17 protein-coding genes are annotated in these 21,833 nt (G+C 72.6%); 5 read left to right on the top strand and 12 right to left on the bottom strand.

Annotated elements, in window-relative coordinates; all coding sequences use genetic code 11:
- Positions 1 to 5 precede the first annotated feature (5 nt).
- The 7 genes from J2S55_RS27820 to J2S55_RS27790 all read right to left on the bottom strand — a co-directional run bounded on the left by J2S55_RS27820 (position 6) and on the right by J2S55_RS27790 (position 11,715).
- A complete protein-coding gene (locus tag J2S55_RS27820) occupies positions 6 to 1,094 on the bottom strand; it encodes a winged helix DNA-binding domain-containing protein (RefSeq protein WP_306866845.1) in 1,089 nt (362 codons plus the stop codon).
- Positions 1,095 to 1,161: 67 nt separating this feature from the next.
- Positions 1,162 to 2,898, bottom strand: coding sequence for an ABC transporter family substrate-binding protein (locus J2S55_RS27815; protein ID WP_306866843.1), 1,737 nt, complete (start codon positions 2,896 to 2,898; stop codon positions 1,162 to 1,164).
- 13 nt (positions 2,899 to 2,911) lie between these two features.
- Positions 2,912 to 5,050, bottom strand: coding sequence for an ABC transporter ATP-binding protein (locus J2S55_RS27810; protein WP_306866840.1), 2,139 nt, complete (start codon positions 5,048 to 5,050; stop codon positions 2,912 to 2,914).
- Positions 5,047 to 5,958 (bottom strand): ABC transporter permease, encoded by a 912-nt coding sequence (locus J2S55_RS27805; RefSeq protein ID WP_306866838.1) that lies wholly within the window; start codon positions 5,956 to 5,958, stop codon positions 5,047 to 5,049. Before J2S55_RS27805 ends, J2S55_RS27810 begins: the two co-directional genes overlap by 4 nt.
- Positions 5,955 to 6,950 carry an ABC transporter permease gene (locus J2S55_RS27800; protein ID WP_306875587.1) on the bottom strand — a complete coding sequence of 332 codons (996 nt, stop codon included), beginning with the start codon at positions 6,948 to 6,950 and terminating at the stop codon, positions 5,955 to 5,957. The genes J2S55_RS27805 and J2S55_RS27800 overlap by 4 nt, the downstream gene beginning before the upstream one ends.
- A 308-nt stretch (positions 6,951 to 7,258) precedes the next feature.
- Positions 7,259 to 9,601, bottom strand: coding sequence for an AAA family ATPase (locus J2S55_RS27795; RefSeq protein ID WP_306866836.1), 2,343 nt, complete (start codon positions 9,599 to 9,601; stop codon positions 7,259 to 7,261).
- A gap of 254 nt (positions 9,602 to 9,855) precedes the next feature.
- Positions 9,856 to 11,715: a tetratricopeptide repeat protein gene (locus J2S55_RS27790; protein WP_306866832.1), complete on the bottom strand. Its 1,860-nt coding sequence runs from the start codon at positions 11,713 to 11,715 to the stop codon at positions 9,856 to 9,858.
- 233 nt (positions 11,716 to 11,948) lie between these two features.
- Between J2S55_RS27790 and J2S55_RS27785 the strand changes: the two genes are divergently transcribed.
- From J2S55_RS27785 to J2S55_RS27775, 3 genes are all read left to right on the top strand, one after another.
- A complete protein-coding gene (locus tag J2S55_RS27785; protein WP_306866829.1) occupies positions 11,949 to 13,505 on the top strand; it encodes an MFS transporter in 1,557 nt (518 codons plus the stop codon).
- Positions 13,506 to 13,573: 68 nt separating this feature from the next.
- Positions 13,574 to 14,344, top strand: a complete 771-nt coding sequence (locus J2S55_RS27780; protein WP_306866826.1) for a DoxX family protein — start codon at positions 13,574 to 13,576, stop codon at positions 14,342 to 14,344.
- 258 nt (positions 14,345 to 14,602) lie between these two features.
- The gene (locus J2S55_RS27775) at positions 14,603 to 15,766 is read left to right on the top strand and encodes a low temperature requirement protein A (RefSeq protein ID WP_306866823.1); all 1,164 of its coding nucleotides are present in this window, start codon (positions 14,603 to 14,605) and stop codon (positions 15,764 to 15,766) included.
- A gap of 107 nt (positions 15,767 to 15,873) precedes the next feature.
- On the opposite strand, the gene J2S55_RS27770 is transcribed toward J2S55_RS27775, so the two are convergent.
- Positions 15,874 to 16,233 carry a winged helix-turn-helix transcriptional regulator gene (locus tag J2S55_RS27770; protein WP_306866818.1) on the bottom strand — a complete coding sequence of 120 codons (360 nt, stop codon included), beginning with the start codon at positions 16,231 to 16,233 and terminating at the stop codon, positions 15,874 to 15,876.
- Between the two features lie 83 nt (positions 16,234 to 16,316).
- On the opposite strand from J2S55_RS27770, the gene J2S55_RS27765 reads away from it, so the two are divergent.
- Positions 16,317 to 16,988, top strand: a complete 672-nt coding sequence (locus tag J2S55_RS27765; RefSeq protein ID WP_370879705.1) for an NADPH-dependent F420 reductase — start codon at positions 16,317 to 16,319, stop codon at positions 16,986 to 16,988.
- A 439-nt stretch (positions 16,989 to 17,427) separates the two neighbouring features.
- Here J2S55_RS27765 and J2S55_RS27760 read toward each other — a convergent pair whose 3' ends face one another.
- Complete coding sequence (locus J2S55_RS27760) at positions 17,428 to 18,954, bottom strand: hypothetical protein (RefSeq protein WP_306866812.1); 1,527 nt, start codon at positions 18,952 to 18,954, stop codon at positions 17,428 to 17,430.
- Positions 18,955 to 19,017: 63 nt separating this feature from the next.
- On the opposite strand from J2S55_RS27760, the gene J2S55_RS27755 reads away from it, so the two are divergent.
- Positions 19,018 to 19,257 carry a hypothetical protein gene (locus tag J2S55_RS27755; RefSeq protein WP_306866811.1) on the top strand — a complete coding sequence of 80 codons (240 nt, stop codon included), beginning with the start codon at positions 19,018 to 19,020 and terminating at the stop codon, positions 19,255 to 19,257.
- A 123-nt stretch (positions 19,258 to 19,380) separates the two neighbouring features.
- Here the strand turns inward: J2S55_RS27755 and J2S55_RS27750 are convergent, their stop codons facing one another.
- From J2S55_RS27750 to J2S55_RS27740, 3 genes are all read right to left on the bottom strand, one after another.
- Positions 19,381 to 19,638, bottom strand: coding sequence for a metallothionein (locus tag J2S55_RS27750; protein WP_306866808.1), 258 nt, complete (start codon positions 19,636 to 19,638; stop codon positions 19,381 to 19,383).
- A gap of 256 nt (positions 19,639 to 19,894) precedes the next feature.
- Positions 19,895 to 20,314 (bottom strand): sensor histidine kinase, encoded by a 420-nt coding sequence (locus J2S55_RS27745; RefSeq protein ID WP_306866805.1) that lies wholly within the window; start codon positions 20,312 to 20,314, stop codon positions 19,895 to 19,897.
- 131 nt (positions 20,315 to 20,445) lie between these two features.
- Complete coding sequence (locus tag J2S55_RS27740; protein ID WP_306866802.1) at positions 20,446 to 21,807, bottom strand: serine/threonine-protein kinase; 1,362 nt, start codon at positions 21,805 to 21,807, stop codon at positions 20,446 to 20,448.
- Positions 21,808 to 21,833: the final 26 nt, after the last annotated feature.

The raw sequence follows: 21,833 nt of genomic DNA, 5'->3' as shown, positions 1-21,833 counted from the left end.
CGGGCTCAGGCCAGCAGCGCGGCGACCCGGCGGGTCTCGGCGGCCAGGGCGGCGGCGGGGACGTCTTCCAGAAGGTCGAGGGTGATCTCGCCGTTCTTCGCCTCCCAGACTCCGACCACCCGGCCCTGGTGGACCACGACCGGGGAGATCCAGCCGGCGGCCCGGCTGACCTTGGGCCGGGCCTCCTTCGGCAGGAGGGCTTCGAGGTCGCGGGGGGCGCCGAGGATGTATTGGTCGAAGCCGGGCAGCAGGTGGACTCCGGTGGACGGCCGGGCCGTGGCCAGGTCGTCGAGATGCTCGGCGAGCACGACCATGGGACGGCCCTCCACCTCGACCTCGGCGAGCTCGGGGGCGAGGTCGGCGAACCAGCCGCGCAGCATCGCCTTGCGCGCGCCGCCCCGGTAGAGCCAGGTGTCGAAGGTCTCGGGGGCACCGGGACCGTGGGCGCCGAGGAAGGACCGGACCAGGCGCACGCCGCCCTCCTCCGGCGAGAGCGGCTCCACCGGCCAGCCGGGCACCCAGTCGCGGGGGCTGACGAAGGTCACCTTGCTCCCGCGCGGCGGGCCGTAGCAGAGCTCGCCGAGGAAGCTGAGCGGCTTGAGCAGGGCGCCCCAGCCGGAGGTGAGCGCCTCCTTGAGGTGGGCGTCGCCGGTGACCTCGATGACCCTCTCCACCAGCTCCTCGCGGGTGAGCGTGTGGCCGTCGAGCGCCTTGGGGACCGCGTCGAGGATGGCGGCGACCTCGGCGGCGGTGACGCCGTGGCCACGCTGCCAGGACCCCTTGTCCCAGTTTCGGAAGGCGCCCAGGACGGCGGTGTAGGAGGCCAGCTCGTCGGCGGGGACCAGGTGCAGGGTGCCGCGCGCCGTCCAGGTCTTGACCAGGGTGCGCTCCTGCCACAGGGCCCGGTCGATCTCGCCGGGGCGGGGGGCGGCGTGCCGTACGGCCACCGCCAGCTCCGCCGAGGAGGCCACCTGGGCCTGCACCCCGGTGAGCCGCCGCACCACCGACACCGCGTCGGGCCCGGCCGCCGGGTCGACGAACTGCCGTCCCAGCCGCCACGCCAGCACCTGAGGCCAGGTCACAGAGATAGCCATGGCCCTATTTTCTACACCGTCGTCCTGACAGAACGCATGCCGGCCGGCCGGCCGGCGCCGGACGGCGTCAGCCCACGAAGCCGATGTCCTGGTATCTCAGGTCGTAGAAGCCGCGGGCGCCGTAGTTGGCGACGGTGTTCTTGACCGCGACGTTCTGCGGGCGCTGATAGAGCGTCACCACGTTCACCGCCTCCCAGATCAGCCTGTCGGCGGCGTTGGTGTCGGCGATGGCCTGGGCGTCGTCGAGCTCGGCGGTCGCCTTGCCCATGGCGGCGTCGATCTGCGGGGAGCCGATCCGGCCGAGGTTGGCGTTCCACTGCGGCTGGCCCTTGGAGTCTTTGGTGGCGTTGGCGTACTGGCCGTAACCGCTGGAGATGGGGAAAGGCGTGCCCACGTAGCTGAAGGCGGTGATGTCGTAGTTGCCGGGGATGATGTATTTGGTGAAGTAGTCGTCGCTGGGCACCGCGTGGAGGGTCACCTTGATGCCGACCTGGGCCAGCATGTTCTGGACGAGCTCGGCCTCGGACTTGGTGAGCTGCAGACCGGACGGCATGACGAAGCGCAGGGTCAGCTCCTTGCCGTTCTTCTTGCGGGTCTGGCCCTCCATCCGCCAGCCGGCGGCGTCCAGGGCCTGCTTGGCCTTCTCGACGTCGTAGACGCCGACCGCGCCCGCGTTGTCCTGGTAGCCCTCCTGGGTGTTCATGAAGAAGTGGTTGTTCAGCAGGACGATCGGCCAGTCCAGGCCCTGCAGGTCGGACTGGGCGATGGCCTGGCGGTTGATGGCCGTCGCGACGGCCCGGCGGACGTTGACGTCGGAGAGCGCCGCGCTCTCGCCGTTCATCGTGATGTGCCGGAAGTCGGGCCCGGCCGCCTGCCGCACGACGGCACCCGGGCTGCTCTTGGCCCGGGCGTAGTCGGGCGCGGACGGACCGATGTCGAAGGTGTCGAGCTCGCCGTTGCTGAAGGCGCCGACCAGCGCGTCGCTCTCCAGCGCCCGGTAGATGATCTGGTCCAGCTTGGCCCTGTCGCCCCACCAGGCGTCGTCCCTGACGACGGTGATGGTCTTGGCCGTCTGGTCGAACGAGACGAACTTGAACGGGCCCGCGGTCACCGGGATCTTGTTCAGCCATCCGCTGTTGAACCCGTTGGGGGTGGCGTTGGTGGACTTGGGATACAGCGGCCCGAACAGCGACTGCCAGTCACCGAAGGGCTTGGCGAAGGTGACGACGGCCTCGTAGTCGTCCGCGCCCCGCTCCACGCTCTCGATGTCCTTGTAGCCGGTGACGCCCGCGACACGGTAGTCGCCGTTCTTGCCGTTCATCGCCTGCCACTGGGCCCGGTAGTCCTCCCAGGTGATCGGCTTGCCGTCGGACCACTTCGCGCTCCGGTTGAGCTTCAGCCGGACGACCTGCTTGGGCTTGGTCTCGGTAACCTTCCCCTCCAGCAGGTAGTCGGGATTGGCGGAGATCTCCCCCTTCTCGTCGGAGCGGAAGGCCGAGGGCATGAGCGCGTCGATGACCTTCTTGACCATCGCCAGGTTGCCGTCGACATGGTTGAGGTTCCAGTTGGTCGGATACTCGTTGAGGCCCCAGCGGAGCAGTCCCCCGTCGCGGACCCGGTCCCGGGGGACCGGGTTGATGTCGTAGGCCCTGACCGCCGAGGCGGAACCGGGCGACGACTCCCCTCCCGCGCCGCCCCGGCCGCCTTCACCGCCCCCGGTCTGACTGCCGCAGCCGGCCAGAGTCAGCGAGCCGGCCACGCTCAGGGCGGCGGCGAACGCGCCCACGCGCCGGATTGATATCACGGTTCCTCCTGGTTTATATGACTTTGAGCTTCTCGGCGAAGTGGCATGCGGCGCCGTGATCGGCTCCGAACGGGCGGATCGGGGGCTCCTCGTTCACGCACCGCGCCTGGTCGGTCTCGTCGAGGGTCTTGAACTTGGGACAGCGGGTGCGGAAGCGGCAGCCGGAGGGAGGGTCGGCCGGGCTGGGCAGGTCGCCCTCGAGCAGGATGCGCCTCCTGGAACGCTCCTTCTCCGGGTCGGGCAGCGGGATCGCCGACAGCAGCGCCTGCGTGTAGGGGTGCATCGGGCTGTCGTAGACCTGGTCGGCCCGGCCGATCTCCACGATCTTGCCGAGATACATGACCGCGACCCGGTCGGCGATGTGCCGGACCACGGCCAGGTCGTGCGCCACGAACAGGTATGACAGGCCCAGACGGCGCTTCAGGCCCTCCAGCAGGTTGATCACGCCCGCCTGGATGGACACGTCGAGCGCCGAGACCGGCTCGTCGAGCACGAGGAGCCGGGGCTCCAGCGCGAGCGCCCGGGCGATGGCGATGCGCTGGCGCTGGCCGCCGGAGAAGTCCTGCGGGTAGCGGGCGGCGTGGCCGGGTTCCAGGCCGACCAGGTCGAGCAGCTCCCGGATCCGCGGCCCCGGGTCCTTCCTCCCATGGGTGCGCAGCGGCTCGGCGACGATGTCGTAGACGGTCATCCTGGGGTCCAGCGAGGCCAGCGGGTCCTGGAAGACGACCTGCACGTCCCGCCGGACCGCCATCCGGTCGCGGGCGCCCAGCGTGGCCGTGTCGTGTCCCAGCACCACGATCGTGCCCCGCTGCGGCCTGGTCAGCTCCAGGATCTCCATCAGCGTGGTCGTCTTGCCGCAGCCCGACTCGCCGACCAGGCCGAGCGTCTCCATCCTGCGGACGTCGAAGCTGATGCCGTCCACCGCGTGGACCGTGCCGATCCGCCGCCGGAAGACCGACCCCTTCAGCAGCGGGTGGTGCTTGGCCAGGTCCTCGACCGCCAGGACCACCTCACGCTCCTCGCGCGGCGGCCGTACGGGCCGCATGTGAGCCGCGGGAGGCTCGGGAGAGCCGGCCGCGCGCCCGCCGGTCCCGGCGTGGTAGACCTGGGCCGGCGACCAGCCCTCCGCCTCGATCTCGCCCGCGCGGATGCACGCGGCCAGATGCCCGGGTGAGCCCACCCGCTCCAGCGCCGGCTCCGCGTCGGAGCAGGCCGGGACGGATATCGGGCAGCGGGGCTCGAACGGGCAGCCGGGCGGCAGCGCCGCCGGCGACGGCGGGTTCCCCTCGATGGGGACCAGCGGCTGCCCGCCGCCCCGGTCCAGGCGCGGGATGGAGGCGAGCAGGCCCATGGTGTAGGGCATGCGCATGCGGTAGTAGACGTCGTCCACCGCCCCGACCTCGACGGCGCGCCCGGCGTACATGACCAGGACCCGGTCGGCCGACCCCGCCACCACTCCCAGATCGTGGGTGATCAGGATGATCGCCGCGCCGGTCTCCCGCTGCGCCCGCTTCAGCACCTCCAGCACCTGGGCCTGGATCGTGACGTCGAGCGCGGTGGTCGGCTCGTCGCAGATGATCACGTCGGGGTCGTTGGCGATCGCCATCGCGATCATCACGCGCTGGCGCATGCCGCCGGAGAACTCGTGCGGGAACGCCTTGGCGCGCTGCGCGGCGTTGGGGATGCCGACCAGGTCGAGCAGCTCCACGGCCCGCTCGGCGGCCTGCTGCCTGGTGACCTTCTGGTGGATCCGCACGGCCTCGGCGATCTGGTCGCCCACCCGGTAGACCGGGGTGAGCGCGGACAGCGGGTCCTGGAAGACCATCGAGATCGTCTTGCCCCGGAACGCGGTGAGCGTCTTCTCCGCCGCCCCGAGGATCTCCCGGCCCTGCAGCAACACCGAGCCCGCGACGCGGGCGTGCGGCGGGAGCAGGCCCATCACCGCCAGCGAGGTGACCGACTTGCCGGACCCCGACTCGCCGACGATGCCGAGCACCTCTCCCGGGCGGACCGCGTAGCTGACCCCCCGCACGGCGCGCACCGCGCCGGGTCCGGACCCGAAGGTGACGCTGAGGTCGGTCACCTCGAGGACCGGGCCGGCCGGTCCCGGCCGGAGCCCCGGGCCCGCCTGACGCTCGTCACACTCTCTCATTGTCCGCCCCTCTTGGCGCCGGGGTCGAAGGCGTCGCGCAGGGAGTCACCCACGAGGTTCACCGCGAGCACGGTGACGATCAGCAGCCCGGCGCAGAACCAGAACGTCCATGGGGCGTAGACGGCCGTCTTGGCGCCGTCGGCGATGAGGCTGCCCAGCGAGACGTCGGGCGGCTGGATGCCGAAACCGAAATAGGACAGGGAGGTCTCGGTGAGGATCGCGGCGCTGACGTTCAGTGTGGCGTCCACGGCCAGCAGCGAGGACATGTTCGGGATGACGTGCCGGAATATGATCCTCACCGGCGGCACGCCCATGAACCTGGCCGCCTGGATGAACTCCCGCTCCTTCAGCGAGATGGTCATGCTCCGGACGATCTTCGAGGTGACCATCCACAGGAACAGGGCCAGCACGAGCACGAACAGCAGCCACTGGCCCTCGGCGAAGAGCGGCGACATGATCGCCAGGATCAGGAAGGCCGGCAGCACCAGCATCAGGTCGGTGAGCCAGGTCAGCGACCTGTCCGCCCAGCCCGTGAAGTATCCGGCGAAGGCTCCGACCACGGCCGCCAGCGTGGTGCCGACCACCGCGGCGAGCAGGCCCACGATCAGCGACTTCTGCATGCCGCGCAGCGTCACCGCGTACACGTCGGCGCCGGTCTGCAGGGTGCCCCACCAGTGCGCGGCGGAGGGCGGCTGCAGGAACGCCGTGAAGTCCTTGTCGGTGTAGGTCCACCTGCCCAGGTGCGGCCCGGCGAAGGCCAGCAGGAACATCAGGGCCAGCAGCGCGGCCCCCATCCGGCCCTGGGGCGAGTGGAGGAAGTGGGCGCCGACCACCCGGAGCCGGGAGGGCGCCCGGAGCCTGCCGATGGCCGCCTGCTGCTCGGCGAGCTCCTCGTCGGAGATGGTCATCTTCGCGCTCCCCCCACCCGGACCCGGGGATCGAGGACGGCATGGAGCACGTCAGAGGCCAGCGAGGCGGCCAGCACCGCCAGGGCCGCGAAGCAGCTGATCGCGGCGACGGTGTTGACGTCGTTGGTGGCGATGGAGTTGACGAGCTGCTCGCCCATGCCGTGCCAGCCGAAGATCTTCTCGGTGAAGGTGGTGCCGACCAGCAGCGCGCCGAAGGTGAAGGCGAAGTAGGTGACCGCCGGGATCAGCGCGGTGCGCAGCGCGTGCCGGATCAGCGCGGTACGGCGGCGCAGCCCCTTGGCCATCGCCGTGCGGATGAAGTCGGCGCCGAGCACGTCGAGCATCATGTTGCGCTGGTAGCGGCTGTAGACGGCGACCAACCCCAGGGAGAGCGAGAGCGTGGGCAGGATCAGGTGCTGGAGCCGGTCCACCACCTGGGCCGGCAGACCCCCCGGCAGGCCGGGGGTGGCCTCGCCGCTGACCAGGAAGATCTGGGCGCCGAACAGCCCGTTGAGCCAGACCCCGGCGATGATCAGGATGTTGGCCAGCACGACCGTCGGGACCGCGAGGACGACGAAGGACGCCCCCGTCGACAACCGGTCGAACGCGCCGTACTGCCTGACCGCCGCGTAGGCGCCGACGGACACCCCCGCGACGCTGCCCAGGACCAGGCCGATGGTGATCAGGCGCAGGGTGACGCCGACCCGCCGCCCGAGGTCCTCGCTGACCGAGCCGCCGGTCACCGACTTGCCGAAGTCGCCGCGGACGACGTCGCCCGCCCAGGTCAGGTAGCGCTGCGTCAGCGGGGTCCGGTCGTTGAGGTTCAGCTCGGTGAGACGGGCGTCGATGACCGCCGGCGGGATCGGCGGGTTGCGGCCCTCGTAGTTGGAGCGGGGGTCGAGCGCGGCCGCCGCCAGCATGTAGGCCAGGCTCGTGGCCACGACGATCAGCACCAGGTAGTTGAGCAGTCGACGAAGAAGGAATCCCGCCATCGTCCCCCCTCCGCGCTCCCTGCTGTCGGTGGCCATCCTGCTACATGTTGCGTCCACTCAACTACAGGGAGTGCTCAATCAGGGGTGCGATCTCGGTCAAGTGCGGTGTCCGCCCCGCTCCACGGGCGCCGGGTCCTCGCCCGGCGGCCCCGCGCCCGCGGCGCGCGGGTCATCGGCCACCGGATCCGGCCCGGCGGCGCACGGGTCAGCATCCGGCGGCGCGGGTCAGCGCCCGACGGCGCACGGGTCGGCATCCGGCGGCGCACGGGTCAGTGCCCGGCGGCGCGGGTCAGCCTCCGGCGCGTGGGTCAGCGTCCGGCGAGTTCGTCCACGGCGGCGCGCAGGTCGGCGCTGGTGATCGTGGTCAGGTCGGCGGCGCTGGCGGTGCCGCCGAGCTGGGCGGCCAGGCGCACGTCACGGCGCATCGCGGCGCGCTCGAACAGCGAGCGCGCGAACCGGCCGTTGCCGAGGCCGTCGATCAGGCCCTCGCCGCAGACCCAGGCGAACACCTCGGCCAGGTCCCGGCGGGCGGCCTCGTCGAACCGGTCGCCCGACCGTCCGGCGAGCAGCTCGGCGATCTCGGCGAGCTCGCCCGGCTGATAGGAGGGGAACAGCACGCGCTGGTCGAACCTGCTGGCCAGGCCGGGGTTGGCCGCCAGGAACCCGTCCATCTCGCGTCCGTATCCGGCCAGGATGACCACCAGGCGGTCGCGGTCGTCCTCGGCCCGCTTCAGCAGCGTCTGCACGGCCTCGGAGCCGAAGGCGTCGCCCCCGGCGTAGCCGGGGTTGACCAGGCTGTAGGCCTCGTCGATGAACAGCACCCCGCCGAGCGCGCGGTCCACCAGCTCGTTGGTCTTGATCGCGGTGGCCCCGAGGTGCTGGCCGACCAGGTCGGCCCGCTGGGCCTCCACCACGTCGGGCTGGGTGAGCAGCCCCAGCGCGGCGAAGATGCGGCCCAGGATGCGGGCCACCGTGGTCTTGCCGGTGCCCGGCGGCCCGGCGAAGACGAAGTGCCGCATCTGCGGCGGGGTCGGCAGGCCCCGCTCCTGGCGCATCCTGGCCACCTTGAGCTGTGCGGTGATCGCGTGCACCTGCCGCTTGACCGGCTCCAGACCGGCCATCCGGTCCAGGTCGGCGAGCGCCTCCTCCAGGCTGGGCGTGGCCTGGTAGCCCCGGAAGCGGACGGTGAGCTCGTCGAAGGCCTTGGCGACGTCCTGGGCGGAGGTGGTCACCAGGTCCTCGGTGGTGGGTGAGCCGCCCGCGCCCACCACCCGTACGTCCCGGGCCTGGGCGGCGGCCTCCACGAGGCTGCGCACGAACCGGGCGTTGCCCAGCTCGTCGACGATCGCGCGCCGGTGCACGTCTTCGAAGCGGGCCAGCAGCGCGGGCGCGGCGTCCTCGGCCATCCGGTCGCCGCGCCGCCGCTGCAGCAGCTCGGTGATCTGCAGCAGCTCCTGCGGCAGGTAGCTGGGGAAGCGGACCCGCCCGGAGAACCGGCTCGACAGGCCGGGGTTGGACGACAGGAAGGCCGACATCTCCTTCTCGTATCCGGCCAGGATGACGATCAGGCGGTCGCGGTCGTCCTCGGCCCGCTTCAGCAGCGTCTGCACGGCCTCGGAGCCGAAACGGTCGGGCTGGCCGTCGCCGGAGTTGATCAGGCTGTAGGCCTCGTCGATGAACAGCACCCCGCCGAGCGCGCGGTCCACCAGCTCGTTGGTCTTGATCGCGGTGGCCCCGAGGTATTCGCCCACGAGGTCGGCCCGCTGGGCCTCCACCACGTAGGGCGTCTCCAGCAGGCCGAACGCGTAGAAGATCTTCGCCACGGTCCTGGCCACGCTGGTCTTCCCGGTGCCCGGCGGGCCGACGAAGACGAAGTGCCGCATCGGCGGATCGGTGGTGTATCCCGCCTCCCTGCGCAGCCGGGAGGCCTCGATCGAGGCGGCGATGGAACGCACCTGCTCCTTCACCGGCGCCAGGCCGATCATGCTGTCGAGCTCGCCGAGGGCCTCCTCCACCGAGATCGGCGGCGGCGCGGCCCGCTCACCGGAGGCGGCGGCCTGCTGCCCGCCCTCGCGGGCCCGGAGCCGGGCCGGCTGCTCGGCCCCCGCCAGCGCGGCCCTGACCTGACGGGCCTGGACGAAGCGGTGGACCAGCACCGCGGCCGCCACGCCGTACGCGGCCCACAGGGCGACGGCCGGCGACACCGGGGCCAGCGCGAGGGCGGCCACCGCGGCGGGGGCCAGCGCCATGAGCGTGGTCAGCCACGGGGGGACCCAGCGGATGAGGTGCGCGGCCCCGGCCACCAGGACGGCCAGCAGCAGCAGCGCCGTGGAGGGCGGCCGCACGCCGCCGTACAGGCTCTGGAGGACCGGCAGGAACAGCGCCCAGGCGGCCACCACCACCAAGGTGGCGGCACCGCGGGGGAAGCGCAGGGTCAGCACGGCGAAGGCGAGCAGGGCGAGCGCGACGAGGAAGGCGTCGAGCGGCGACCAGCCCATGCCCAGCGCCAGCACGACGGCCCCGATCAGCAGCGCGGCGTAGATCACTCTGCGCAGGAACGGTGAAAGCCGGAAATAACGCAGCCTGACTTGTTCGAACGCATCCCGTGCCGCCGCGCGCCCCGCCGGCCGGGCCCTGTCGGGTTCCCGCATCACGCCTCCCCGGTCCGCCCCCGGTTATACCGCACCGGGAAGACGTTTGCGCGTGCCTGCGCAACGCGCCACGCCGCCGTACGGCACGATCAGATAAACGGATGAGACCGGATGAATCCTACGGTCCGGGCACCGGGCCCCGGGGGCGTGTCCCGACCCGGGAGACACCCCGCCGCCGCCGGAGGCCGGGCAGGGGAATGTCACCGGCCGGGAAGGGGCGGCGCGGGCGCGGGCGACGGGGCCCGCCGGGCCTGTCAGCCGGGGCGCAGGCGGCCCTGATGGCGGCCCGGATACTCGCCCACCACGACGTGCTCGGGGGTGACCCGGAGCACGGCGGCCTCGGCGTCGCCGACCGCGACGCCGCGCACCTCGGCCCAGAACCGGCGTTCCAGCGGGTCGGCGACGAACACCGCCACCCGCGGGTCGCGCTCGGCCGCCTGCCACGCGTCGTCGGCGGCGATCAGGCGGAGCTCGCCGCCCGGGCCGACCGAGCTGACCGAGCCGACGGCCAGGGCGCGCGGCCCGGTGGGGTCGGCGTAGGCGAGCACCACGCCGCGGGCGTGGGTGAAGGCGCGGCGCACCTGCCCGCTGAGCCGCACCGGGGGCCTGACGTCGCCCGGCAGCCGGGAGCCGCAGTTTTCGCACATCATCAGGGAGGCCCGCCACGGCCCCGGCACGCCCCGCCACCACGCCCGGGCCGACCTGGCGGCGAAGACGGCCACCAGCGCGGCCAGCGCCCCGAGCCCGGCCCACCAGGACCACTCGCCCAGCACCTCGGCGAGCCCCAGCGCCGACACCGCCGCCACCGCGCCGAGCGCCAGGGAGGCGGCGACCAGCAGGACCAGCGCCACCTTGAGCCAGCGGTCCGTGGCGAGCACCTGGCGGAGGCAGGAGGCCAGCCCGCCCCTGGCGTGCGCCCAGCCGAGCGCGAGCGGGACGGCCGGCGCGGCGGAGGCCCACCCCGGCCCGTCCAGGAGCAGGGCCGCCCCCGCGGTCAGGGCGAGCGCCGACCACGCGCGGCCCGCCACCAGCCAGAGGGTCACGTCGATGTTCCGCCGGGCCGTGCGGTCCCGGTGGGCCACGGTGAACTCGGCCAGCGCCCTGACCGGCCGCCCCCGCCACGCCTCGATCAGCACGCGCAGGACGATCACGGCCGCGCCGTTGAGGAGGACCAGCCCGGCCAGGACCGCCCACACACCGCCCGGCGACGCCGGGCCGAAGACGAACGGGGGGACCGCCCGGGGGAGGGTGGCGATCGCCGCGACGTAGGCGGCGACGGCGATCAGGGCGATCGAGACGGACATGCCGAGCCACGGGTCGCGGGCGAGCATGCCGGGGACGTACGGCCAGAGCCTGACCCGGTGGGCCTGCCTGAGGGTGACCGCCAGCACGGCGGCCAGCACCGCCGCGCCGCCGAGCCTGGCCTCGGCGACCATGCCGGGGCCGAAGGCCACGGCGGCGACCACGGCGAGCGAGGCGGCCAGCAGGACCCGGACCTGCCGGGACCACACCTCCATGGCCCGCCTGGCCCGGCCGGTCTCGCGGGGGTCGACCGGCCAGGCGGGATCGTGGTGGCCCCGGGGCCGCTCCCAGCGCAGGAGGGCCAGGCCGAGGTTGACCCGGGCGCCGGGGTGGTCGTCCAGGCGGCGCAGCGCGTCGCGGTAGGCGCTCTCGGCGCGGCGGTGCTCGCCGCGCAGCAGCGCGAGATCGCCGACGAGGACGTGCGGGTCGGGCTCCTCGGGCGCGTAGCGGACGGCCCTGACCGCCTGGACCCACGACTCCCGCCAGCGTCCCGGCACCCGGCGGAGGGCCGTGCCCAGGCGCAGCCGCGCGGCCCAGGATCCGGGCGCCAGCCGTACGGCCTCCTCGGCGGCGGCCACGGCCTCCGCGTCGCGGCCGAGCCGTTCGAAGGCGAGGCTGGCCAGGCGGTATCCCCAGCCGGCCTCCGCTCCGGCCCGGGGGTCGCGGTCCACCGCCTGACGGGCGGCCTCCAGCGCGGCCTCCGGCTGGTCACGGCCCAGCCAGGCGACGGCCGCGGCGCACCATTCGCGCGGATCACCGGGGTCCAGCGGGGACGGGACCTCGGCGGAGTCCTGTCCGACGGGACCGCTCACCACGACGGCTCATGCGCCTTGCGCTGACTCCCCACGACCGCCATGGTCCGTGCGCGATCACCGTTTGCCTAGATGGCGGATATATGCCTGTATCTCTCTAGAGAGGTCGCGCGCGCTGTCACGGGATGTGCATATCAGCGTGAACCCGATCGTCCGATGCCGTCTCATTCAGTGCCCGACTTCGCCTAAGCTGCGACGCATGTTCGTCCAGGCTGGCAACTCCTGAGCGGCCTATGACCACCACCATGGGGTTCGTGGCCGGCGCCACACTCGACGGAAACGATCCGCGGGCGCGCGGGGCCGGCCGCTGGCCGGTCCTGATACTTCTCTGCTTCAGTCTCCTGCTGATCGCGGTGGACGCCACCGTCCTGCACATCGCGGTCCCGGCGCTGACCGCCGCGCTCGAACCGAGCTCGGTGGAACTGCTGTGGATCATCGACGTCTACTCGCTGGTGGTCGCGCCGCTACTGCTGACCTTCGGCACGCTCGGCGACCGCTACGGGCGCAAACGCCTGGTGCTGGCCGGTTACCTCGTCTTCGGCGCCGCCTCCGCGGCGGCCGCGTTCGCGCCGACCCCGCTCACGCTCATCACCGCGCGGGCCTTCCTCGGCGTCGGTGGCGCGATGATCATGCCTGCCACGCTCTCCATCATCCGGCAGGTCTTCACCGACCGGCGCGAACGCGCGATCGCCCTGGGCGTGTGGAGCGCCGTGGCGGCGGCCGGAGCCGCGGTCGGACCGCTCATCGGCGGCCTGCTCGTCGAGCACTTCTGGTGGGGCGCCGTCTTCCTGATCAACGTGCCGATCCTGCTGGTGCTGCTGCCCGCCGCCGCCAGGATCCTGCCCGAGTCACGCCGGCGCGCCTCACAGCCGTGGGACGCGCCCAGCGCGCTGCTGTCCGTGCTCGGCATCCTCTCGCTGGCCTTCGGCCTGAAGGAGGCGGGGTCGGGCCATCCGGGCGGGGCGGTGGCGTTCCTGTGCGGGGCCGGGCTGCTGACCTGGTTCGTGCGCAGGCAGCGGCGGCTGCCCTTCCCCCTGCTCGACCTCGGCCTGTTCCGGCGGCGGGCGTTCTCCGTCGGGGTGGCCGCCGTGCTGCTGACGGTCTTCGCGCTGGTCGGGCTGGAGCTGATGCTCGCCCAGTATCTGCAGCTCGTGCTCGGCGACAGCCCGCTCGCGGCCGCGGTCCGCATGCTCCCGCTGATGATCGCCGCCGTCGCGGGCGGCCTCGCCGGCGCGCAGTTGCTGCGCCGGGTCGGGCTGCGCGCCACGATGAGCGGCGGCCTCGCGCTGACCACCCTGTCCCTGCTCCCCCCGCTGGGCTGGGGGACCGAGCCGCACCCGGTGGTGCTGGCGCTCTGCTTCGTCGGCATCGGCTTCGGCATCCAGGTCACCCTGCTGGCCGCCTCCGACACGATCATGTCGTCCACCCCCGAGTCGCGGGCGGGCGGCGCCGCCGCGATCGAGGAGACCGCCTACGAGCTCGGCGCCGGGCTGGGGGTGGCGGTCCTGGGCACGATCACCACCATCGTCTACGCGCCCTCGCTGGGCCCGGTCGCGGGCGTCTCCCCCGAGCTGATGACCCTGGCCCGCCAGTCGCTGGCCGCCGCCGCGCACGCGGCACAGGAGATCGGCGGCGCCGGAGGGAGCGCGCTGCTGGCCGCGGCCCGCGTCGCGTTCGTCTCCGGACTGCACACCACGCTGGTGGTGAGCGTGTTCCTGCTGGGCGCGACCGCCACGGCGGTGGCGCTCCTGGTCCCCCGCCGATCCGCTGACCAGGACAGCTCCGACTGACGGGTTTGGACAGCCGCCGCGCGGTCATCTATGGGCAAGAACGGGGAATCTGACCAGAATGAGGAACCGTGCGACGAACCCTCCACGATCTCGCCGCCCTGGCCGCCAGGCTGGGGGTGGGCGGGATCTTCTTCGCCAACGGGTGGCACAAGCTGGAAGCGGGGCTGACCGCCACCGGTGACCAGTTCGCCACCCTGGGCGCCCCCGCCCCCGGCGTCTGGGCCGCCACCACGATGCTCATGGAGCTCATCGGCGGAGCCCTGCTCGTGGCCGGGCTCGCCGTACCGGCCTGCGGGCTGCTGCTGTTCGCCGAGGCCGTCGCCGTGTTCGTCCTGGCCAGCGGCGATCAGGGCCTGCCGCTGACCGGCGGCGACGTCAACCTGGTCGTGGCGCTCGGCGCGGCCTCCATCCTCCTGGCGGTCGGCGGCGCGGGCCGCCTGTCGGTCGACCACATGGTGGTGATCAAGCGGCGCGAGGCCGAGGCCGCCGAGGACTTCGCCGCCGAGGCCGAGGCCGACGACGTCATCGCCGCACTGCGCGAGCCGGAGGCCCTCAGGCCCGCCCAGCCCTCCCCGCCCGCCCCGTCCGCCCCGGCGGAGACGGCGGTCCGGGCGGAGCGGCCGGCGCGGGCAGGCAGGGTCGGGAAGCCGGCCCGGACCACCCCGGCGGACGGCGCCGAGCCCGGCGGGGACGGCCCGGAGTCCCCCGCCGTCCCGCCCCGGGCGCGCCGCCGCAGCACGGCGAGCGAGCCGGAGCCCGCCTCCCACCCCGGCCAGGGCGCCGACACCCTGGTGGCCGGGCAGAAGGACGGTCCCGCCCGGGACGGCGACGGCGCCTGAGGGGGACGCGGGTCCGGGGACGGAAGCGGATCCGGGGAAGGATGCAGGTCCGGAGGCGGACGCGGATCGGGAGGCGGACGCAGGTCCGGAGAGGGGGAACCGCCCCATCAGGGCGGGGGGGCTGCCTCGGCGCCGGTGACAGTCTCGCCACGGCTCCGGGCCGGGCTCGGCGGATCCACCGGAGAACATGATCACGCTGTCCGCATAATTAACTCCGTATACACACATAACGGTCGGCTGATTCCCCACAATGGGCGCATGCGTCTGCCCGGCTGGTTCACCGAGCGGGTCGAACCCGCCCCCGCGGAGGGTGAGCTCCGCGTCTCCACACTTGAACTCTTCTTCGACCTGGTCTTCGTCTTCACCGTCACCCAGCTCACCAGCCTTCTGGCGGACGGACTGCAGGACGGCCGGCCCCTCGAGGGCGCGCTGCGCGTGCTGCTGGTGTTCGGCGTCATCTGGTGGATGTACGCGGGCTACGCCTGGCTGACCAACGTCGTCCCCCCGGTACGGCCCGCCCGCCGGGTGCTGACCCTGCTGGGCATGGCCGGTTTCATGATCGTCGCGCTGTCGATCCCGTCGGTGTTCGACGGTGACGGCGTGGCGTTCGCGATCGGCTACCTGCTGCTGATCACCGTCCACGCCGGGCTGTACCTCCAGGCCACCTCGGCCTTCGCCAGGGTGATCCCGTTCAACCTCTGCGGGGTCGCGCTGATCGGCGTGGCGAGCTTCGTCGGCGCGCCGTACAACTATCTGCTCTGGGGTGCCGCGGTGCTGCTGCTGTGGGGCAGCCCCTACTTCATCGGGCAGAAGGGCTTCGCCCTCAAGGCCGCTCACATCGTCGAGCGCCACGGCCTGCTGGTGATCGTGGTGCTCGGCGAGTCGATCGTGGCGATCGGCATCGGCGCCAAGGGGCTGCACATCGGCTTCACCCTCGGCCTGGCGGCGACACTCGGCCTCGCGCTGACGGCCTGCCTGTGGTGGATCTACTTCGGCGGGGACGACGAGCCGCGCGCCGAGCACGCTCTGGCCGGGGCCGAGCCGGTCCGGCGCACCCGGCTGATCCTCGGCGCCTACTTCTACGCCCACATCCCGATTCTGCTGGGCGTCGTCGCGGTCGCCGCCGGGGTCAAGAAGCTGATCGGCCACCCGGTCGATCCGCTGAAGCCCTCCGCCGCCGTCACCCTGGCCGTGGGCGTCGCGCTGTTCCTGGCGGGCAACGCCTGGTTCCGCCGGGTCCTGGGCATCACAGGCAACCGGCTGCGGAACGGCGGCGCCCTGATCTCGCTGGTGACGGTCGCCCTCGGGCTCTGGTCGGCCCTCGCACAGCTCACCGCGCTGGTCGCGCTGGTGGCCATGGTGATCGTGCTGGAGCGGCGCTCAGCCCCCCGCGGTCACGTTCTGGAACCGGCCGGCCACTGACCCACCGAGCGTCGCCCCTCGGCCGCCGCGGACGGCGGCCGAGGCAGGGAGGCTCCCGGCGCTCCCGGGCGTCGAGGACCTCCGCCTGGTCCCGGGCCGCAAGACTCTCAGCCTGATCCTGAGCGTTCGAGACTCTCAGCCTGGTCCTGAGCGTCGAGGACCTCGTCTCCGTGGTCGAACGCCCATTCCCCGAAAGCCTCGATCAGCGGCACCAGGGTGCGGCCCAGGTCGGTGAGCTCGTACTCGACCCGTGGAGGCGCCTCGGCGTAGGCGCGGCGGGAGACGAGGCCGTTGTACTCCAGCCTGCGGAGGGTCTCGGTGAGGACCTTCGCGCTGATCCCCCCGATGTGCTCCCGCAGGTCACCGGGCCGCCGTGGGCCGACCCGCAGAGCCCAGACGACGACGGCGCTCCAGGTGTTGCCGATCAGGTCGAAGGCGAGCCGGGCACGGCAGTCTGCGAGGAACACGCCGGGGTCCTCCAGTATCGCTGAGACGTTACGCACCGGATGGTGCCTGATGAGTTTTCTACATTCGTTCCTACATCAGCCAGATGACAGGAGGACGGATGCGTATCGGCATCCTCGGCGCGGGCCGCATGGCGGACGCGCTCGGAACGCAGTGGGTCCGCGCGGGACACGAGTTGACGCTGAGCGGCCGGGACCCGGTGAAGGTCGCCGCCCTTGCCGAACGCCTCGGCCCGGCCGCGCGCGCGGGCACCTGGACCGAGGCCGCGACGGCCGGCGAGGTGGTGCTGCTGGCCATCCGCGATCACGCGGCGCTCGACGTCCTGGAGGCGGCCGGCGCCGCCGGCGGGACGCTGCGCGGGCGCGTGCTGATCGACTGCACCAACCCGGTCGTGCCGGAGCGGTTCACCCTCGCGACGGAGGACGGGCCGTCGATGGCCGAGCGCGTCGCCGCGACCGCCGTCGGCGCCCGCGTCGTCAAGGCCTTCAACCTGTGCCACGAGGACGTCTGGCGGATGACACCACCCGTCTTCCACGGCACCCCGCTGGCCGTACCGCTGTGCGGGGACGACGACGACGCGCTGGCGACCACGCGCTCACTGGTCGAGGACCTGGGATGCGTGGCGGTCGAGGGCGGCGGCCTGGAGCGTGCCGGGCTGCTCGAGGCGACGGCGGCGTTCATGATCGGCCTGTGGTTCCGCGGCGCGGACGCCCAGGCGGTGCTGCCGCCGCTGGAATTCGCCTTCGGGAGGCCCTGACCGGAATGGCCGCCGCAACAGCGGCCATTCACCGGCGTAACGGAGTTACGGACCGACAGATCCACCACAGAAGAACAGATGGCTTTATTTCCTAGCACCGACGACATTCCACGGCAAGATTAAAGGCACCCATGTCCTTCCATGGCGCCAGAAGATCTAACGCCACCAAACCGCTACCCACAAGGGGATCGCGCGTTATTCGATCTTGAATCTCTGTTCACCGTCACGTTCTGGTCACCTGCCCACTTCTGGGTACGGATTTGCTGGTGAAGTCATCCGGCGGGAAGAAACTCGCTCAAACGGACACCCTAGGCACACATGGTGCGATCGGGAATTGTCCAACCATTCTGGAATCGCAGCGCAGGTTCGACTCGCAGGCCATTCACCAGGCAACGTTTCAATCAAAACGTGCAGAATTGAGACAAGAGTGGCACAGCAATCAAAAGTCCTCTTCGGTAGCCGGCTGCTTGCCGTCGCGGTCGCGATGGCGGCCGCCCAGGCCGGTGCCGTGGCCAGTGCGGCGTCCGTGCCGGCCATCGACCCCGCAACGGTTTACGCCTGCGTGAAGTCCTTCGGACCGACCAAGGGAAGGCCCCGCGTCCTCGGCACCGGGATCACCACGTGCTTCATCGACGAGACGCGGATCCTGTGGAATGTCGAAGGTCCCGAAGGTCCGCCCGGGCCCCGGGGCTTCCCGGGGCCCGCCGGTCCGCGAGGACCCAAGGGTGACACCGGCGACCAGGGTCCCAAGGGCGACACCGGCCCGCAGGGGCCGCAGGGCAGACAGGGGCCGCAGGGCGCCGAAGGTCCACGTGGCCCCAAGGGGGACACCGGCGACCAGGGAAGGCCTGGAGTCCCAGGCCCTACCGGCCCTCAGGGTGAGCCGGGCAGGCGTGGTGAGACAGGCCCGCAGGGACCCAAGGGCGACATCGGCCCGCAGGGGCCGCAGGGCAGGCAGGGGCCGCAGGGCGAACCTGGAGCTCGCGGTGAGATCGGCCCTCAGGGACCCAAGGGCGACACCGGCCCGCAGGGGCCGCAGGGCAGGCAGGGGCCGCAGGGCGTCGAGGGGCCGCGCGGCCCCAAGGGGGACACCGGCGACACCGGGCCACAGGGACCCAAGGGCGACACGGGTGACACCGGCCCGCAGGGACCGCAGGGTGAGACCGGCCCGCAGGGGCCCAAGGGTGACACCGGCGACCAGGGCCCGCAGGGCACGAGGGGTGACACCGGCGCCCAAGGGCCACAGGGGCCACAGGGCGACACCGGCCCGCAGGGCCCACGAGGTGAGACCGGCGACCAGGGTCCCAAGGGCGACACCGGCGACACCGGCCTTCAAGGCGACACCGGACCACAGGGTCCTCAAGGTGAGACCGGCCCGCAGGGACCCAAGGGGGACACCGGCGACCAGGGCCCGCAAGGCCCTCAGGGCGACACCGGCGACCAAGGCCCGAGAGGCGACACCGGCCCGCAGGGACCCAAGGGGGACACCGGCGACCAGGGCCCGCAGGGTCCACAGGGCGACACCGGCGACCAGGGCCCGAGAGGCGACACCGGCGACACCGGCCCACAGGGCGAGCAAGGCCCGCAGGGCGAACAAGGTCCGCAAGGCGAACAGGGCGACACCGGCCCGCAGGGCGAACAGGGTCCGCAGGGCGAGCAAGGCCCGCAGGGTGAGCAGGGTCCGCAGGGCGACACCGGCCCGCAAGGCGAGCAGGGACCGCAAGGCGACACCGGCCCGCAAGGCGAACAAGGTCCTCAGGGCGACACCGGCCCTCAAGGTCAGCAAGGCCCTCAAGGTGAGCAGGGACCGCAAGGCGAACAGGGCCCCCAGGGCGACACCGGCCCGCAAGGCGAACAAGGTCCCCAAGGCGACACCGGCCCGCAAGGCGAGCAGGGACCCCAGGGCGACACCGGCCCGCAAGGCGAGCAGGGACCCCAGGGCGACACCGGCCCGCAAGGCGAACAAGGTCCTCAGGGTGAGCAGGGGCCTCAGGGCGAGCAGGGTCCGCAGGGGCCTGCGGGGGTCATCGTGGCTCCTCAGGACGTCGACGAGAGCGTCACGATCGACGGTGACGACGTCGGGACCGCCGTTGCCGTCTGCCCGGTGAACACGACGCTGATCAATGGCGGATACGTGAACCCGGACGGGTTGATCGTCACCGCCAACCGGGCCGACAACGCCAACAACTCCTGGACCGTGACGGCCAGGAACTCCGGCGTTTCGCCTGCGCAGATCACCTCTCACGCCACCTGCTGGCCGCTGAGCTGATCTGAGCTCCCAACCGTCCGCGGGCCCGGCACGATCATTCGTGCCGGGCCCACGGCACAGGTGTCACGGGACGTCCGGAGCAGTCGTACCCGGGCGACACCTGTCCGGCCGACGGCCGCCTCCCTACGCGCCTTGCTGGGTGGGGATGCCGACCCGGTCGACGATCGTGTCCGCACCCTCCTCCCGGGCGCAGTGCGCGCAGCAGAACCAGCGCCGGCCGGCCTGGACCCCGTGCCCGACAACGCGGACCCCGCAGCGCTCACAGATCGGCGCCATCCGCTGGATCGCGCACTCGAAGCTGTCGAAGACGTGCACGGCCCCCTGGGCGTGCACCTCGAAACTCATGTCATAGTCGTTGCCGCAGACCTCACACTGCGCCATGTTTCCCCCCGAAAACGTCGGTTCATCCGGGCCGGGCACGAGTGATCGTCTCCGACCTGATCAGGCGGCTTGTATATGCCCCTACCTGCGCAAACTAGTTTCCGGATCCGGGAAAGCGTCACGCCATGGACAACGGTCGACAGTTGGGGCCCGTCATTCGCGGACCGCACCCGGGCCGACGGCCGCGGGCGTTCCGCCTGAACCCGGTGGGTGCGCGGCCCGTCCCGGGAGCGGCCACTGCCGGAGCGGACGGTCTTCACACGGGGACGGCCCCCGTTACCGTGGTGCCGCCTGCGAGGACGGAATTGATCGTCAAGGTGCCGCCCACCTCGGCGAGACAGGCCCGCATGGCGGCCAGACCTCTCCCTCCCGACCTGTCGGACCGGTCCGCGGCGAACCCCGCGCCGTCGTCGCTGACGGTCATGCGCAGGCCAGTCGCGCTCAGTGTGACCGCGACGGAGACGTGCCGGGCACCGCTGTGCCGTTCGACGTTGGCGAGGGCTTCGAGAACCGTCGCGTACACCGCCCGGGCCAGGTTCCGCGGCACGGCCGTACCGGGCAGCGCCCATGTCTCGACGACGATGCCGGTCCGCTCGCCCCAGCGGGCCAGGTAGCTCTCCAGGGCCTGGGTCAGGCCCTCACCCGTGAAGTCACTCGCATCGGACAGTTTGAGCATCGAAACTTCCCCCCGCGTCGTCTCCTCCGGCCGAGACTGTAGGAGAGCGGCTGTCGCGGGGGCGTCCGCCATCAGGGTGATTCACCTCATTCGCTCGGGTGATTACCGCGCCCGGCGCTGAGGTGGGCCGCTCAGGCCGCCACCCCGAAGACGGCCACTCCGAAGACCGCCACCGCGATTGCCAGGGCGGAAACCACCAGAATGATCAGGGCGAGCAGCGCCGGGCGGACGCGTCCGCCGCGCGCCATGAGACGGTGACGGTCGGCCTCGATCCACTCTCGCAGCCGGGGCCAGGCGTACGGCAGCGCCGGATGGGCCAGAGCGACCTCGCCTCCCCGGCGGACGACCAGGCAGCCGAACGCCTCGACGACCCGGGTCTCGATCCCCGCCCGGGGAGCTCTCACTCCTCGGGTCACCAGCCCGCCGCCGGCGGGCAGCACGACGAACCGGAGGAACACCTCGCGGACGAGCTCTCGCTCGGCCGGGTCCAGAGCGGCGTAGGCGTCCTCCGCGAGGGTGCCCAGCCCGGGATCGTCGCAGGCGGTGCGGAGCCTGGCCGCCACGTCACCGCCGGTGACGAGCAGGGGGTCCGCCGCCACGGGCGCCGCACCGGGGGACCCGTGGTCACCACGCGCCGCGCCGGGAGTCACCTCCTCCACACACCCGACAGGGGGCTCGGCACCCCGGACAGGGGGCTCGGCGCGACTCTCCCCGGCGACCAGGGTGGTGAGCAGTTCGCGGGCCGTGGGCCGGGCACGGGGGTCTCTGGCCAGCGCGGCGGCGGCCAGGTCGCGCAGCGTGCCGGGCAGGGGACTCAGGTCGGGCCCGGCCTGGAGGATCCGCCGCATCACCGCGTCCAGGGTGGGCGCCGCGAACGGATCCTCGCCGGTCGCGGCGTAGAGCACGATCGCCCCCCAGGCGAACACGTCCGCCGGGGCGCCCGTCCCCTCTCCGGTGAAGGACTCGGGCGCCGCGTAGGCCGGGGCGCCGGCCCCCAGGCGGCCCGAGGTCAGCGACATCGCCGGGGTCCGCGCCAGCCCGAAGTCGATGACCCGGGGGCCGCCGGGGCCGAGCAGCACGTTGTCCGGCGTGAGGTCTCCGTGGACCACGCCGGCGCCGTGCAGGGCGGTCAGGGCGGTGGCGATCGCGGTCGCGAGGCCGAGCAGGTCGCCGCCGGCGAAGATCCGGCCGGCCCGGCGCAGGCTGGGGCCCTCCACGTATTCGCTGACGACGTACGGCCTCGGACCGGCATGGCCGGCGTCGAGCACGGCGGCCGTGCAGAACGGCGCCGCCCGGCCCGCCGCGGCGGCCTCGCGGGCGAGCCCCGCCCACAGCTCCGGGTCGCCCTTGAGCACTTTCAGAGCCACCCGCCGGCCGCCGGGGTCGTACGCCTCGTAGACCACGCCCCGGCAGCCCTCGCCCAGCCGTCCGGCCAGCCGGTAGTCCCCCAGGTGCTGCGGATCCCCCTCGATCAACCTCGCCGCGACTCTCATAAGGGCTTGGATGCGATCCAAGAGTG

Origin of the sequence: Streptosporangium brasiliense, from assembly GCF_030811595.1 — a bacterium.
Taxonomy (GTDB): Bacteria; Actinomycetota; Actinomycetes; order Streptosporangiales; family Streptosporangiaceae; genus Streptosporangium; species Streptosporangium brasiliense.
This window is presented reverse-complemented; position numbering and strand designations above follow the sequence as displayed.